We start from the raw sequence: 16,493 nt of genomic DNA, 5'->3' as shown, positions 1-16,493 counted from the left end.
ATAGACTCAAGAGAGGGATGAATTCGTAACAGATGAATTAAAAACAATGGTTGCAGAATTGAACTGTCAAACCTGAAGACTGTTCATCCTCGATTGTTCATCGTTTCTAAAGAACTATTTTGCAACCTGTTGACCTAACGACACTGACCGCGGCCTGCTGCGAAATTCGGACTGATTGGCTGCCTGCTCGATTGGAGCAAGTCTATCAGCACGATCGCTTTACGGTATCTCTGGCGCTCCGCACATTAGATCGGCGAGGTTGGTTAACGATTTCCTGGCATCCGCAAGCGGCTCGAATTGGGGTGGGCAGTCCACCGCCTCGGACTCCAGATACCTTTACCTTTAGTCAACAGTTGCGTCATCAGGTGGGAAATCTGGCCCTGGTGGCGATCGTCCCTGTGGCTGCGTGGGAGCGTGCGCTCGATCTGCAATTTGCCAAACGTCCGGGTGATCCGGTTTTGTGGCATTTGTATGTCGAGATTATGGGCAAATACAGCAATGTGATTTTGGCAAATCAGGACAATCAGATTGTGACAGCGGCTCATCAGGTGAGTTCTAATCAATCTAGCGTTCGCCCGATTCAGACGGGTCAGCCTTATGAGTTGCCGCCTGCGCTCAGAGATCCGAGTCCCACTTTGAGCGAAAGTTTGGAAAGCTGGCGATCGCGCGTTGCGCTGGTGCCCGGTGCCATTCGTCGTAACCTGCTCAAAAACTATCGGGGTCTCAGTTCTGCCCTGTTGCTCTCAATGCTGCAAGCGGCAAAGCTTGACCCAGACGAATCGACCGAAAATTTGACCGATGCAGATTGGGATCGCTTGTTTGACCGCTGGCAGACCTGGCTAAAGACGCTAGAGAATGGCGAGTTTCAACCGGGTTGGACGGCGACAGGCTACACCGTAATGGGTTGGGCCATGACTGAGCCAGTGAGTTCGGTACAAACGCTGCTCGATCGCTACTACACCAACCAACTCAACCAGCAGGTTTTTGGGCAACTTCGTCATCAAATTCAGCAGAAGCTCAATACGCTGTTGGGCAAGCTACGAGTCAAAGCAGATTCTTTTAAAGGTCGGTTGGCGAGCGCTGATCAGGCTGATCAATCAAAGCAGCAGGCCGATTTGTTGATGGCGCACCTGCATTTGTGGGAACCGGGACTAAAAGCGATCGAGCTTCTAGACTTTGAAACCGAGCAGCCGATCAAGATTCCCCTTGATCCCGAAAAAAACGCGGTGCAAAATGCTCAGGCACTCTACAAACGTCACCAAAAATTAAAACGAACTCGTGGGGCGATCGAGCCGTTACTTCAAGCCGTTCAAGAAGAAATCGACTACCTCGAACAGGTCGAAGCCACGCTGACTCAATTTACAGACTATCAAGCGCCCGAAGATTTAGAAGCGCTGGAAGAGGTGCGCGAAGAACTGATTCAGCAAAATTATATAGAAGCGTCTGACTACCAAAAAGAGCCAGCTAAAGAAGATGCGGCAAGTCGTCCTTATCAGTACAAAACGCCCAGCGGCTTTGAATTATTGGTGGGAAGGAACAATCGACAAAACGATCGACTGACGCGATCGGCAAATGAATACGATCTCTGGTTTCACACTCAAGAAATTCCTGGCAGTCATGTCCTTTTACGACTGGAACCTGGAGCCGCGCCTGACGAATCTGATCTGCAATTTGCGGCTGACTTGACGGCCTACTACAGCCGCGCTCGACAAAGTGAGCAAGTCCCCGTCGTCTACACCGAACCCAAGCACGTCTATAAACCTAAAGGCGCAAAACCTGGAACGGTTATATATAAGCAAGAGCGCATCCTCTGGGGACAGCCTCAACGAGTCAGCGAAAAGTAGCGATTAGGCCCGGCAATCAGTCAGGCTTTTCGATCGCGTCCTCTACCATTAGAAAGAGCTATGTCACCAAACTGTGAATATTCGTGACAAAAAGTTTGTGTATGTTGTTACAATGTTGAGCGAATAGGGCTTAATGACCTAGAAAGAACCCGCCGCAAGTATGGGAACGCGTGGATGGGTCTTCTCCAATGTAAAAAGATACGAAAACGACAACAGGTTGATTTGGGCCGGCTTTTTGACAAAGCTGGCTATTTTTTCGCCAAACGTCACTAAGACGAACCTTCACAAAGGGTTGGCAACTACTAGTTTTTACCAGTAAATTTTGAACACTGCCGTATCACAAAAAACAGTCTGCCTTCTCTAACATCCAAGGTGAGCGATCGAAAGCGTTTCGCGATATGATGCAAAGCCATTAATGCCCCCAAGTCTCGGTAAATCCTTTCGGTGAATCCTAACTACGCACTCGTTCACGAATGGTTAACGCCCAAAGCAACAGGTGGCTCAGAACTTGTTGTGCAGGAAATTCTCAAACATGTGGATGCTGATTTGTACGCACTGATTGATTTTGAATCGGTGAATCCCAAAAGCTATCTTTATCAGCGCAAGATTGGCACGACTTTTTTACAGCATTTTCCGTTTGCTCAAAGGGGTGTTCAGAAATATTTGCCGTTTTTGCCGTTGGCGATCGAGCAGCTTGATCTGCGTCACTATGATGTGATTCTCTCGTCGTCTCATGCAGTGGCCAAAGGCGTTCTCACGGCTCCGCATCAGATGCACATTTGCTATTGTCACGCCCCAATGCGCTATGCCTGGGATCTGACATTTGACTATCTAGACGGCAGCAGATTAGGGCGGGGTTTGGCAGGCATTCCGACTCGATATTTGTTACATCGACTGCGCCAATGGGATGTGATTTCTGCCAATCGAGTCGATCATTTCATTGCCAACTCTAAAACCACGGCTCGACGCATCTGGCGCTACTATCGACGATCGTCCAAAGTGATTTATCCCCCTGTGAATATCGATCGCTTTCCGTTTAACTCTGCCAAACAAGATTTTTATGTCACGGTTTCTCGACTCGTTAGCTACAAAAAAATCTCACTGATCGTTCAGGCGTTTAATCAATTGGGATTGCCTTTAGTTGTGATTGGCAGCGGTGCAGAACTCAAACACCTGCAACGCATCGCCCAGCCCAATGTTCAGATTTTAGGATGGCAACCCGATGAAGTCGTGAGCGAGTATCTTTCTCAAGCCAAAGCCTTTGTCTACGCGGCTTACGAAGATTTTGGTATCGCTCCCGTCGAAGCTCAAGCCTGCGGAACTCCTGTGATCGCGTTTGGGGCAGGCGGCACTTTGGAAACGGTGCGAGATGTGCGGCAACACGGCAGCCAAGGAACGGGCGTTTTATTTTCTGAGCAAACTGAACAAGCGGTGATCGAAGCGGTGCAAATTTTTGAAACACACTATCCTATTTTGGAGCCAGCCGTCGCCCGATCGCACGCTCTTTATTTTCGAGCCGATCGCTTCCAACAACAGTATTTGTCATTTTTAGACATCGCTTATCGAGACTTTCAAGCCAAAAACTCCTGACATTCTGGACGAATTATTCAAAATTACCTATTTAGAGGGGAGCAAATTCACTCAGAAGGAGTCTATGGCTTTATGATTTGACTGTGTGGTGTGGAATTGTTAAGGAGTAAGATGACTGCCGAAAGCCGACTCATCTCCGGTAAATCTATTCGGACATTTCTCAAGCGTGAGATAAGACCGCTTATTCTCAAAACCCTGCATGGGAAACGCGCTAAAAGAATGTTTGATATTGCATTCTCGCTTGCAGTTTTAATTTTGTTTTCTCCGGTTTATCTGCTTCTCTCGATGCTGATTGCGCTCAGTTCGGAGGGGCCGATTTTCTACGTGCAAGAGCGCGTCGGGAAAAACTACAAACGATTTGGCTGCATCAAATTTAGAACGATGGTTGCCAAGGCCGACGAAGCACTGGTCGAGATCATGGAAACCTCTCCCCAGATGCGCCAGGAATTTGAAGACAATTTCAAACTCAAGTACGACCCGCGCATTACCTGGATTGGTCAGATTCTCAGAGTTACGAGCCTCGACGAGTTTCCTCAATTTTGGAACGTGCTGAAGGGCGATATGAGTGTGGTCGGGCCGCGTCCCCTTGTGGTAGAAGAATTGCCCAAATATGGACAACATACCGATCGCATTCTCACCACTCGCCCTGGCATCACAGGATTGTGGCAAGTCTCCGGGCGTAACGACATCCCCTATCCTCAACGGGTCAGAATGGATCTCTACTACGTCAACGCTAGAAATTTTTGGCTAGATCTGCGGCTGATCGTGAGAACGATCGGGGTTGTCCTCTTCCCAAAAAACAACGGCGCGTATTAGATTGCAAAGCGCACCCTACGTCAGCTTTGGCCTTATGAAATATCGGGGTCTGTAGAAAACTTCTTAACTGAATTTTCAAAATCAATCAAATCGATCGACTTTCTGCTCAAAGCTTTACAAAAGCTTCAGGGAGTCGATTTTTTATGTAGAAACCATCAAGCCTGACCGCCGATCCGGACTAAACCCCCCTTGCGTGTATTTACTAGCAGCACGGCTCTATCAAATTTGCGTTTCTACCGATTGGTTTCTAGTCTTCATCAAAGATCGAAACGCGACCTTGAGCAGTCCAGCACAGTACGGCGAGTGATGAATCCTTCAACAAATCTTGTTCTAGATTCTATCGAACCTTCATCACCCAAACAACCGCTTTACGGTAGCCTGGATGTTATTTGTGCGACTGTCCGAGGGATAACTAGACGTAGAAAATTCAAGATAGATTGACGTTACAGTAATCGGAAGCGAGTCAGCGATCGTGCATGGCGGCTCCTTTCTAACCAGTAGTTGCAGGCGAGGAAAATCAAGAATGACGCAGCGTAAGCGGGCACTTTTAACGGGTATCACAGGTCAAGACGGCTCCTATTTGAGCGAATTGCTTCTCGAAAAGGGCTACGAAGTTCATGGCATTATTCGTCGGACTTCGACCTTTAACACCGATCGCATCGATCACATTTACGAAGATCCCCACGTTGAAGATGCAAGACTGTTTTTGCACTATGGCGATCTGGCAGATGGCACCACGCTGCGCCGCATTTTAGAAGAAGTTCAGCCTGTCGAAATCTACAACCTGGGCGCTCAATCTCACGTCCGCGTTAGTTTTGACTCGCCAGAATACACCGCCGATGTCGTCGGAATGGGCGTTCTGAGAATTCTAGAAGCCATTCGTGACTATCAACAGCGCACCGGAATCGAAGTTCGCTTTTATCAAGCAGGCTCTTCTGAGATGTATGGCAAAGTTCAGGCCGTCCCTCAAAATGAAGACACGCCGTTTTATCCTCGCAGCCCTTACGCCTGTGCCAAGATGTACGGTCACTGGCAGACGGTCAACTACCGCGAATCCTATAACCTGTTTGCGTGTAATGGGATCTTGTTTAACCACGAATCTCCCCGTCGCGGCGAAACCTTCGTGACTCGTAAAATCACCCGCGCTGTTGCTCGGATTGTCGCTGGCAAACAGAAGAAGCTCTTTATGGGCAACCTGGATGCCAAACGCGACTGGGGCTATGCCAAAGATTATGTGCGGGCGATGTGGCTGATGCTGCAACAAGAACAGCCCGACGACTATGTGGTCGCTACGGGTGAGACGCACTCGGTCAAAGAATTTCTGGATCTGGCTTTTGGCTATGTGAATCTGGATTGGCAAGACTACGTTGAGTTTGACGATCGCTATCTCCGTCCGACGGAAGTAGATCTTTTGATCGGTGACCCTGCCAAAGCCAAACAAAAGCTCAATTGGGAACCCTCTGTCACCTTTGAAGAGTTGGTTCACCTGATGGTTGAGGCTGACTTAGGCGCATTGGGCTTAGGCTCCCCCGACAGCAAATTTGCTCAAGATCACGCCACCATTCGCCAAAATCTTGTCGGTAGCACATCGTTTTAGGATCGCACTCGCCCTGGAGAAGAGCATGACCTCAACAACGTTAGATCTCAAAAATAAGCGGATTTTGGTAACGGGCGGCGCTGGCTTTTTGGGTCGTCAAGTGATCAGCCAGCTCTGTGACGCGGGGGCTGACTTAGAGAAAATTACGGTGCCGCGATCGCAAGACTGTGACCTCAAGCAGCTCGAAAACTGTCAACGGGCAGTCGATCAGCAAGATGTGGTTGTTCACTTAGCGGCTCACGTCGGCGGTATCGGTCTCAACCAGGAAAAGCCTGCGGAGTTGTTTTATGACAACTTGATGATGGGCACTCAGTTGATTCACTCGGCGTATCAGGCAGGGGTTGAGAAGTTTGTCTGCGTGGGTACGATCTGCGCCTATCCCAAGTTCACACCCGTTCCGTTTAAGGAAGACGACATCTGGAACGGCTACCCCGAAGAGACCAACGCCCCTTATGGGGTTGCTAAAAAAGCTCTGCTGGTGCAGCTTCAAGCCTATCGTCAGCAATATGGATTTGATGGCATTTACCTTCTGCCTGTGAATCTATACGGCCCCGAAGACAACTTTGATCCGCGCAGTTCGCATGTGATCCCAGCGTTGATTCGCAAGGTGCATGAGGCGCAGATTCGAGGTGACGAGCAGCTACCCGTGTGGGGCGATGGCAGTCCGACTCGCGAGTTTCTCTACTCGGTGGATGCGGCGAGAGGAATTGTGATGGCCACTCAGGCGTACAGCGATCCTGAACCTGTCAACTTGGGAACGGGGTATGAGATTTCGATTCGCGATCTGATTACCTTGATTTGTCAGTTGATGGAGTTTAAGGGTGAGATTGTTTGGCAAACGGATAAGCCCAATGGTCAACCGCGTCGCTGTCTAGATACCGAACGGGCAAAAGCCGCTTTTGGTTTCACCGCTCAGGTCGGATTTGAGGAAGGCTTGAGAAATACGATCGCCTGGTATCGCCAAAACGCGCAGTAGTCGATCGCTCAAAATTCATCAGCTTGTAGAGATACTCCAACCGGGTGTCTCTCTTGCTTTTTAAAGGGTTTTTGGAAGACAAACATCGGGCGCACAGAGATGGGGGAACGCGATCGTCGTCACCTTCAAGTTAGCTATAGCGTAATCGCTGAAACGTTTGTTGAGAAATGTTTTTACGCTGTGGACGGTTTCTATAAAGATGAGATTAATTTCAATCTCATCTTTGGCTATTCCCTGTGGGTACGCACCAAACCTTCTCTTTGGGCATTGATAAAACCTACTTTACAAACTCTCTAGGAGGAATTAAACTTTGATGGTTAGTGAGCATTCACCAGGAATTTAGTTATGAGCCTTTGGGACAGCATTTTAGCCGAATCAAACGCAGGTTTTACTGGAAGTACACTGGCTTTTGGAGATCCTCGCGATGTTTTCATAAATAGTGTTAATAGAAATTCTTTGAACACCCAATGGTTTTTTCAAGGTGCTGTATGGAGAAGCAGTTATTCAGATCAAGGTATCTACGGCAATACTGCCGCAGGTGGGAATGGTAATGACTACACCACGGCTTACAACGAATACAGCAGCGGAATAGACTTTTTGTTTGGCGGTGCTGGAGCAGACACTTTTGTTGCAGGTGATCAATTTGGTCCTCACTATTTTAGTAACAATTTCGGTCTTACGAATCCTCGTTTTGCAGTTGTTACTGACTACAACATCAATGCAGGTGATATGGTTCAGTTATCATCACTAGGACTTAATGGCTACACTTCTGGCGAAATTAATCTTCCTGGTAATGCAATTCCAGATGCGGTTCTTTATTACAACAACAAACCAATAATGGTCTTTTTGGATACTCCTATAACTAGTTTGAAGTTTACTCTTGGCTAGAGTAAGCGCGAATCTTGCTGTAAGTTAAAGAATTCACCAGCAGAGAATCCACAAACCAATAATGGTCTTTTTGGATACTCCTATAACTAGTTTGAAGTTTACTCTTGGCTAGAGTAAGCGCGAATCTTGCTGTAAGTTAAAGAATTCAGCAGCAGAGAATCCATTCGCTTTCTAGCCCCTAGAATCAGACGCAGAAGAACTTTTTGAATCTGAACGACACACCCTCAGAGATCAATCACGGCAAAAGTCGGGTAGGCGCGAATGGCATATTCTTGCCAGACTCGAAACCCGCGATCGATCAACACTGGATGCTCAATGTCATAGCGCAAAATTGCCTGACGAATGTTCTCAGTTTCTTGCTCGTGATCAAACTTGGCAGAGTGAATGGCGATCGTCGTCAAGCAAGTCTGATATTTCTCTTCCAAATATTTCAGATCGGGCAGAACATGTAGACAGTTGATGCAGCCATAAGTCCAGAAGTCGAGCAAAACGACCCGCCCTTTGAGATTTTTGAGCGAGAGGGGACGATCGATATTTAGCCAAACGCAGTCTTGAGGCAGTTGGGGGGCACGGACACGAGGCATAAAAAATTCGCAAAGCTTGATGCCCTCACCCTAGCGAAAAAAAGAGGCCCGATTCGATCGGGCCTCTGATTCTACTAACTTGTTTGTTGCTGACTTTTACTGAATGGCTGGGATGGGGATGGGTTCGTCAGAGGGGGCTTCTAGTGTTTTGGGGAGTTCGATCGGAGTTTCGGGCGGGGCGGGTTCAACAGGACGATTCGTTTGATTTGACGGTTCGGCGACTCTAGCGGCTGGCTGTCTTGGTTCAGTGGGTTTGACTTTAAGAGGAGGTGAGGCAATTGGCGGATTAAGCGGCATTCCCAATCGCTTCTCTAATTCGCTTCTCGGCTTGGTTGCAGGCACTTCGGGAGTTTCAGGTAACTGAGTTTCAGGAAGCGAGGGAGCTTCTTCTGGTTCAGCTTTTTCGACTGCTTCGATCGGGTCTTCTACAAGCGGCTCAGGCGCAGTGCTGGGAGAAGGTTGGGGCATTTCGGGGCGACGGAGGCGATCGAAGAATCCTTTCTGAGGGGTCTCTTTGACGGGTGAAATCGGAAGGTTGGGAATTGGCTCCTCTGAATCCGTTGGCTCGACTGCTTCTTCAGGAACAGGTTCTACAGAGGGAGTCGGATCTGGTGTGATAGTTGGAGACGGTTTTACTGTTTCAGGACGACGGAAGCGATCGAGAAAACTTTCTCTTGGGGCTTCTTTGACCGTTGGACTCGAAGGGTCTGAAGTTGGTTCTTGGGCTGGCTCGGCCCCTTGCGGGTAATTCGGAGAGATCGTCTCTTCAGGATTTGGCTCCATTGTGGGAGTGGGTGTCACCTGTGGGAGTGGTTTTATTCGTTCGGGGCGACGGAAGCGATCGAAGAATCCGCTTTGAGGGGCCTCTTTGACAGGGGGAATCGGAAGTTCGGGAATGGGCTTCTCTACTGACTCTGGTGGAGCTTCCTCTATCTCAGGAATGGGAGACACACTCGGAGTCGGGTCTGGCGTAGGAATGGGAAAGGGCTTGGGCGATCGAGGGCGGCGGAAGCGATCGAAGAATCCGCCTTGAGGAGCCTCTTTAGCCGATGGAACCGGGAGTTCGGGAATGGGGCTTTCAGTCGGTGGTGCTGCTTTGGGCGTTGGCTCCACAGTAGGAATGGGTTCAGGAGTCACACTTGGCGTTGGTTCGGGAGAAGGTTCCAGATTCTCAGGACGGCGGAAGCGATTGAAGAAGCCTTTCGGCGCTGGTGACTCAGGCTCGACCCCTTGCGGGTCACTCGGAGAGATCGCAGGCTTCGTCTCGTCTTCTTTGGTTTCATCCTCGATCGGCTTTTCTGTCGGGGTCGGCTTCGGGGTGACTTCCACTGACGGAACAGGGGACGGAACAACGGGGATCGGCTCTGGAGAAGGAGTCGGTGCTGGTGAAGGTACTCTAGGCTTGTCGTTTTGGTCAACGATGCCACGAGCATCTGCCGCAGAGATTTCACCACGAACTAACTTAGACAACGTATCTTTGCCGTTCGGTTCATAGGTGAAGACTCGTGCCGTGTTGTTGTAGACATTCTGAATCGAATTGCCCTTCTCGTCGATGTACTGCAACTGCACCCAATTTTTGCCAGGCTTAAAGCCTTTGAGATAGAGCGGCTGCCAGCGATCGATCACAAAACTTTCCCCATTCACCGTCACCTTAATGCGCCAGTCCACCACATCATCTTGCTCATCTTCTTCGGCGACAAGGTGCAGAGGAGCATTGGTCAGATAGAAATCTAGCAAAACTGGTTCTGCGCCATACGTCCCCTGTGGACGGCTGTAAGTCAACAGCGGCAAATTGGGATCAGGATTATTGTCAGAAGTTTTGGTGAAAACGTGAAACATCGTCTGAGCATACGCGCCATCATTCTTAAAGCTCTCATGCCAGGGACGACCCGCCAATACTCGAATCGTATGAGTTCCAGGGGCCAGATCTGTGAACGTAATTGGCTGACTCGTGTCGTAAACTGCCCGATAAGGCTGATTATCTAGAAAGACATGTAGATGAGATCCCAGTCCCAAACTCTCATCCTTATATAGGGGCAGATCCTTGACTTGAAGCCGCACCTCTACGGCATCGTCCTGCAACACTTCGCCCGCACGAGGAGAGACGATCGTCACCTGCGGCTGATACTTCTCTAAAACCTGCCGCAATTCTTGAATCACCTCTGGCGGCGAGACTTCTGAAATCTTGCCAGCCAACTTGACAGGGGCAGCACCCGGAGCAGGCGGCTCAACGGATACAACCTTTTCGCTGCATCCCCACAGATTTAACAGCAGCAGTCCAGATATCAGTAACGTCTTAGCAACAGTCCACCAGCGGTTGATCCCAAACACCGAGCATACTCCTACATACGAACCAGTCTTCAGCTACCAGCTTAGGGGTTTGTGGGGCGATCGATTGAATATTTCTCAACCTGACGATTTGTAAAACTGTGTAGATATATGTATGAAGGGCGAACTGCGCTCTAAAAACCTGCCAAAACAAGCTGTCTTTAGAGAACGGTAATGGAGGAAATTGAATTCGCGACGACAAATTTAGTCTTACAAAGCACAGATCACTTGCTGCGTCTTGCTTCTACAACAAATTGTTAATAACTAGATGAATAAAATATCGTTTACGCTCAATGGTTTTGATTTACTTTTTCGATGTTTGAGAGATGTAAAGTTAATCGACAAACCCTTGACTTTTGATGACTTGCTAAAAGTTGGAACCCAATCACTATCCCTCTTTCACAGAGTTTGAATTATTGTTAACTGTCTCTGAAAACGTCTTCATCATCCACCTATAATGACGCAATGAGAACCCACAAAGGCTACTTTCATGACGATTGCAGGATTCTGACCTAGTTGTGAAAAGACACTTTGTTCTCAGATCAACCGTTAAGACTGCACGCAAGTTACAAAGCACACGCTTTTATACGAATGAAGATAGCCATTCAGTGCAGCAAAACCGAACCGTCTGGGATCAAAGACCAGCCTGAAGTTCGGAACTTGCTCGTTCCTTGTCTAGAGAGAGGAGAGTCTCAATGACAATTAGCCCACCGGAGCGCGAGGCAAAGGTCAGGGTTGTTGTCGATAAAGATCCGACTCCTACTTCCTTTGAGAAGTGGGCACAACCGGGTCACTTCGATCGCACCCTATCTAAAGGCCCAAAAACCACCACCTGGATTTGGAACCTTCACGCCAACGCCCATGATTTCGATAGCCATACCAGCGACTTAGAAGACGTTTCTCGTAAAATCTTTAGCGCCCACTTTGGCCATTTGGCAGTTGTGTTCATCTGGCTGAGTGGCATGTACTTTCATGGCGCTCGCTTTTCAAACTATTCTGCTTGGCTTGCTGATCCCCTCCACGTAAAGCCCAGTGCTCAAGTGGTGTGGCCGATCTTCGGTCAAGAAATCCTCAATGCTGATGTCGGCGGCGGCTTCCACGGGATTCAGATTACCTCTGGGTTCTTCCAACTGTGGCGAGCAGCAGGCATCACCAACGAATTCCAGCTTTATGTCACCGCGATCGGCGGATTGGTCATGGCTGGTCTGATGTTGTTTGCCGGGTGGTTTCACTACCACAAACGCGCTCCCAAACTGGAATGGTTCCAGAACGTGGAGTCGATGCTCAACCATCACCTGTCTGGCTTATTTGGACTGGGTTCCCTCGGTTGGGCTGGACACCAAATCCACGTCGCTCTTCCCATCAACGAGCTTTTGGATCGCGGCGTTCCCGCAGACAAGATTCCGCTGCCTCACGAGTTCATTTTGAACTCGCAACTGATGGCAGACATCTACCCCAGCTTTGCCAAAGGACTGACTCCTTTTTGGACATTGAATTGGGGCGAATACGCTGACTTCCTCACCTTCAAGGGTGGCTTAAACCCTGTCACAGGCGGACTTTGGTTGACAGATACCGCGCATCACCACCTGGCGATCGCCGTCCTGTTTATCATCGCGGGTCACATGTACCGCACCAACTGGGGCATCGGTCACAGCATCAAGGAAATTCTGGAAGCGCACAAAGGCCCCTTCACTGGCGAAGGTCACAAGGGTCTATATGAAGTGCTGACGACTTCCTGGCACGCTCAACTCGCCATTAACCTGGCAATGGTTGGCTCTCTGAGCATCATCGTGGCGCAACACATGTACGCGATGCCTCCCTATCCGTATCTGGCGACTGACTACGGTACACAGTTGTCGCTGTTTACTCACCACATGTGGTTGGGTGGCTTCTTCATCGTCGGTGGAGCGGCTCACGGTGCCATCTTTATGGTGCGGGACTACGATCCGGTTGTGAATCAAAACAATCTGCTCGATCGGGTCATCCGTCACCGCGACGCTATCATTTCTCACCTCAACTGGGTTTGTATCTTCCTGGGCTTCCACAGCTTCGGTCTGTACGTTCATAACGACACGATGCGCGCTTTGGGTCGTCCTCAAGATATGTTCTCGGATACCGCAATTCAACTTCAGCCTGTGTTTGCTCAGTGGATTCAAAATCTCCACACGCTGGCACCTGGCTCAACGGCTCCCAACGCTTTGGCTCCTGCGAGTTATGCATTTGGTGGCGGTACGATCGCAGTCGGCGGTAAGGTTGCCATGATGCCGATCGTCCTGGGTACGGCGGACTTTATGGTTCACCACATCCACGCCTTTACGATTCACGTCACGGTACTCATTCTGCTGAAAGGCGTTCTGTTTGCCCGTAGCTCACGTCTGATTCCTGACAAAGCAAACTTGGGCTTCCGCTTCCCTTGCGACGGCCCCGGTCGTGGCGGCACCTGCCAGGTTTCTGGTTGGGATCACGTCTTCCTCGGTCTGTTTTGGATGTACAACTCCATCTCCGTCGCCATCTTCCACTTCAGTTGGAAAATGCAGTCGGATGTTTGGGGAACCGTTGCACCAGACGGCACGGTTGACCACATCACGGGCGGCAACTTTGCTCAAAGTGCAATCACGATCAACGGCTGGTTGCGTGACTTCCTCTGGGCACAGGCCTCTCAGGTGATTAGCTCTTACGGTTCAGCGCTGTCGGCTTACGGCTTGCTGTTCTTGGGCGCTCACTTTGTCTGGGCATTTAGCTTGATGTTCTTGTTTAGCGGTCGCGGTTACTGGCAAGAACTGATCGAGTCGATTGTTTGGGCACACAATAAGCTAAAAGTTGCACCTGCGATTCAACCTCGCGCCTTGAGCATCATTCAAGGTCGGGCTGTAGGTGTGGCTCACTACCTCCTAGGCGGAATTGTCACCACATGGGCATTCTTCCTAGCGCGGGCACTGTCACTTGGATAAGCCAGGAGGAATCAAACGCACTTATGGCAACTAAATTTCCAAAATTTAGCCAAGACCTTGCCCAAGATCCCACAACCCGTCGGATTTGGTACGGAATCGCTACGGCTCACGACTTTGAAAGCCACGACGGAATGACGGAAGAGAAGCTTTACCAAAAGCTTTTTGCGACCCACTTTGGTCATCTGGCAATCATCTTTCTTTGGGCATCAGGTAGCCAATTCCACATCGCTTGGCAAGGCAACTTCGAGCAATGGATCAAAGATCCTTTAAATGTCCGCCCGATCGCTCATGCGATTTGGGACCCTCAATTCGGTAAACCTGCGGTAGATGCGTTCTCTCAGGGCGGCGCAAACTACCCGGTTGATATCTCCTATTCCGGTCTGTACCACTGGTTTTACACGATCGGGATGCGGACGAATGCAGACCTTTATCAAGGGTCAATCTTCCTGCTGGTTTTGGCGGCCGTCATGCTATTTGCTGGCTGGCTCCACCTTCAGCCCAAATTCCGTCCGAGCCTGGCCTGGTTCAAAAACGCAGAGTCTCGCCTCAACCACCACTTGTCTGGTTTGTTTGGTGTGAGTTCTCTCGCCTGGGCGGGTCACTTGATCCACGTTGCCATCCCCGAATCTCGCGGTCAGCACGTCGGCTGGGAAAACTTCCTTTCGACGATGCCGCACCCCGCAGGGCTAGGGCCCTTCTTTACGGGCAACTGGGGCGTGTATGCAGAAAATCCTGATACGGCGAACCATATCTTTGGTACGGGCGAAGGCTCAGGAACTGCGATTCTCACCTTCTTAGGTGGCTTCCATCCTCAAACCGAGTCGCTTTGGTTGACGGATATGGCGCATCACCACCTGGCGATCGCCGTCCTGTTCATCGTTGCGGGTCACATGTATCGGACAAACTTCGGCATCGGTCACAGCATCAAAGACATGCTGGACAGTAAGAAGGGTCTGGTCGGTGGACGATCGGAGGGTCAGTTTAACCTGCCTCACCAGGGGTTGTATGACGTTGTTAACAACTCCCTCCACTTCCAACTGGCGCTGGCGCTGGCAGCTCTCGGAGTCATCACCTCGCTCGTTGCTCAACACATGTACGCGCTGCCTCCCTACGCTTTCATGGCGAAGGACTTTACAACACAGGCTGCGTTGTATACCCATCACCAGTACATTGCTGGATTCTTAATGGTGGGGGCGTTTGCTCACGGCGCTATCTTCTGGGTTCGGGACTACGATCCTGACCTGAATAAAGGCAATGTGCTCGATCGTGTTCTCCAACACAAAGAGGCAATCATCTCTCACCTGAGCTGGGTGTCTCTATTCCTCGGCTTCCACACCCTCGGCTTGTACGTTCACAACGACGTGGTGGTTGCATTTGGAACGCCTGAAAAGCAAATCTTGATTGAGCCTGTGTTTGCACAGTTCGTTCAAGCGTCCTCTGGTAAAGCGCTGTATGGTATGCAGACCTTGCTATCTGACCCCAACAGTATTGCTTCGACTGCCTGGCCCAACTACGGCAATGTGTGGCTCCCTGGCTGGTTGGATGCGATTAATAGCGGCACCAACTCTCTGTTCTTGACCATTGGGCCGGGCGACTTCCTGGTTCACCATGCGATCGCGCTTGGCTTGCACACCACCACCCTGATTTTGGTCAAAGGTGCGTTGGATGCGCGAGGTTCTAAGCTGATGCCTGACAAGAAAGACTTTGGCTACAGCTTCCCTTGTGATGGGCCAGGTCGTGGCGGTACTTGCGACATCTCAGCCTGGGATGCGTTCTACCTCGCGATGTTCTGGATGCTGAACACTATTGGCTGGGTGACGTTCTACTGGCACTGGAAGCATCTCTCGATCTGGTCGGGGAATGTGGCTCAGTTTAATGAAAGCTCAACTTATCTAATGGGTTGGCTCCGTGACTACCTGTGGCAATACTCTGCGCCGTTGATCAACGGGTATAACCCCTACGGCATGAATAACTTGGCGGTTTGGGCGTGGATGTTCCTCTTTGGGCACCTTGTCTGGGCAACGGGCTTCATGTTCTTGATCTCCTGGAGAGGCTACTGGCAAGAACTGATCGAAACCTTGGTTTGGGCACACGAGCGGACTCCGCTTGCCAACCTGATTCGCTGGAAGGACAAGCCTGTGGCAATGTCGATCGTCCAAGGTCGCTTAGTTGGTCTAGCTCACTTCACTGTGGGGTATGTGTTGACTTACGCTGCCTTTGTGATTGCGTCTACAGCAGGTAAGTTTGGTTAACGCCAACTAACTCTGTAGGCAAATAGAAAGAGTCCCCTGCCGATCGGTGGGGGATTTTTCGTCGTAGCAAGACTTCCACTTTATGGGACGGCTCCCAAGGTTGCCTAGTTACTTACTGAATGCAATCCCTTACAAGTCGCCTCAAACTGAACTGCCTTCTAGGAAAAAAGTTTGTATGTCGAAGTATGAATACAATGCATGATCTTTTGCCTCAAGAACAAAACTTCATTTCTGAAATGCCGTTCCTGAAGGAGCAATTGAATACTTTGCTTGGCTTTGATGCTTGCTCAGAAGACATTGAGAATAATCTTTCTGTTGTGGAGTCAGGTTTGAGAGAACGACTATCCAATGGAAGCACTATTCAAGAGCTATTTGCGCCAACAGTTGCTTTCATTACACACTTGATAGCTGAAACAACTGGAGGAAGCTTAAAGATGTTTATAGATAGGAGAAATGTTTATCCGTTTTGGGAGCCTTGTGTTGTGAAACCCGATGGCTTGTTTTGTTTTCCAGTCACACCCGCCCTTCAGTTTCTGCATGAGGAGCAATCCTTAGTAGATTGGATTCACTTCGAGATAAGAGGTAGCAACATAACTGGAGGAGCAACCTCAAAAGATATCGATATCACAGTTGGAGATTTGAACTCTTGAGAAGCCCCTGCGTTTCT

Annotated in this window: 11 protein-coding genes; 9 read left to right on the top strand and 2 right to left on the bottom strand. The window is 49.7% G+C overall.

All coding sequences use genetic code 11. From position 1 onward, the window contains the following. Nucleotides 1-119 precede the first annotated feature (119 nt). From ACJ2PR_RS03670 to ACJ2PR_RS03645, 6 genes are all read left to right on the top strand, one after another. Nucleotides 120-1,844, top strand: a complete 1,725-nt coding sequence (locus ACJ2PR_RS03670; RefSeq protein WP_446875959.1) for an Rqc2 family fibronectin-binding protein — start codon at nt 120-122, stop codon at nt 1,842-1,844. A gap of 444 nt (nt 1,845-2,288) precedes the next feature. Then, the gene (locus tag ACJ2PR_RS03665) at nt 2,289-3,434 is read left to right on the top strand and encodes a glycosyltransferase (protein ID WP_446868030.1); all 1,146 of its coding nucleotides are present in this window, start codon (nt 2,289-2,291) and stop codon (nt 3,432-3,434) included. Between the two features lie 111 nt (nt 3,435-3,545). Further along, complete coding sequence (locus tag ACJ2PR_RS03660; protein WP_446875958.1) at nt 3,546-4,250, top strand: sugar transferase; 705 nt, start codon at nt 3,546-3,548, stop codon at nt 4,248-4,250. A 523-nt stretch (nt 4,251-4,773) separates the two neighbouring features. Next, the gene (gene gmd / locus ACJ2PR_RS03655; protein WP_446875956.1) at nt 4,774-5,847 is read left to right on the top strand and encodes a GDP-mannose 4,6-dehydratase; all 1,074 of its coding nucleotides are present in this window, start codon (nt 4,774-4,776) and stop codon (nt 5,845-5,847) included. Nucleotides 5,848-5,872: 25 nt separating this feature from the next. Next, nucleotides 5,873-6,823 carry a GDP-L-fucose synthase family protein gene (locus ACJ2PR_RS03650; protein ID WP_446858228.1) on the top strand — a complete coding sequence of 317 codons (951 nt, stop codon included), beginning with the start codon at nt 5,873-5,875 and terminating at the stop codon, nt 6,821-6,823. 345 nt (nt 6,824-7,168) lie between these two features. Continuing rightward, nucleotides 7,169-7,711 carry a hypothetical protein gene (locus ACJ2PR_RS03645; RefSeq protein ID WP_446875954.1) on the top strand — a complete coding sequence of 181 codons (543 nt, stop codon included), beginning with the start codon at nt 7,169-7,171 and terminating at the stop codon, nt 7,709-7,711. Nucleotides 7,712-7,935: 224 nt separating this feature from the next. On the opposite strand, the gene ACJ2PR_RS03640 is transcribed toward ACJ2PR_RS03645, so the two are convergent. Together ACJ2PR_RS03640 and ACJ2PR_RS03635 are read right to left on the bottom strand one after the other, a co-directional pair. Next, a complete protein-coding gene (locus ACJ2PR_RS03640; RefSeq protein ID WP_446875953.1) occupies nt 7,936-8,295 on the bottom strand; it encodes a thioredoxin-like domain-containing protein in 360 nt (119 codons plus the stop codon). A gap of 96 nt (nt 8,296-8,391) precedes the next feature. After that, nucleotides 8,392-10,626, bottom strand: a complete 2,235-nt coding sequence (locus ACJ2PR_RS03635) for a hypothetical protein (RefSeq protein WP_446875951.1) — start codon at nt 10,624-10,626, stop codon at nt 8,392-8,394. Between the two features lie 692 nt (nt 10,627-11,318). Here ACJ2PR_RS03635 and psaA point away from each other — a divergent pair. The 3 genes from psaA to ACJ2PR_RS03620 all read left to right on the top strand — a co-directional run bounded on the left by psaA (nt 11,319) and on the right by ACJ2PR_RS03620 (nt 16,476). After that, nucleotides 11,319-13,574 (top strand): photosystem I core protein PsaA, encoded by a 2,256-nt coding sequence (gene psaA / locus ACJ2PR_RS03630; protein ID WP_446875950.1) that lies wholly within the window; start codon nt 11,319-11,321, stop codon nt 13,572-13,574. Between the two features lie 23 nt (nt 13,575-13,597). Beyond that, nucleotides 13,598-15,826: a photosystem I core protein PsaB gene (psaB, locus tag ACJ2PR_RS03625; RefSeq protein ID WP_446875949.1), complete on the top strand. Its 2,229-nt coding sequence runs from the start codon at nt 13,598-13,600 to the stop codon at nt 15,824-15,826. Nucleotides 15,827-16,011: 185 nt separating this feature from the next. Next, on the top strand, nt 16,012-16,476 hold the full coding sequence (locus ACJ2PR_RS03620; RefSeq protein ID WP_446875948.1) for a hypothetical protein: 465 nt from the start codon (nt 16,012-16,014) through the stop codon (nt 16,474-16,476). Nucleotides 16,477-16,493: the final 17 nt, after the last annotated feature.

This window comes from Phormidesmis sp. 146-33 (assembly GCF_052939515.1).
Note: the sequence above shows the minus strand (reverse complement) of the source record. Positions and strands in the feature narration are given on the sequence as shown.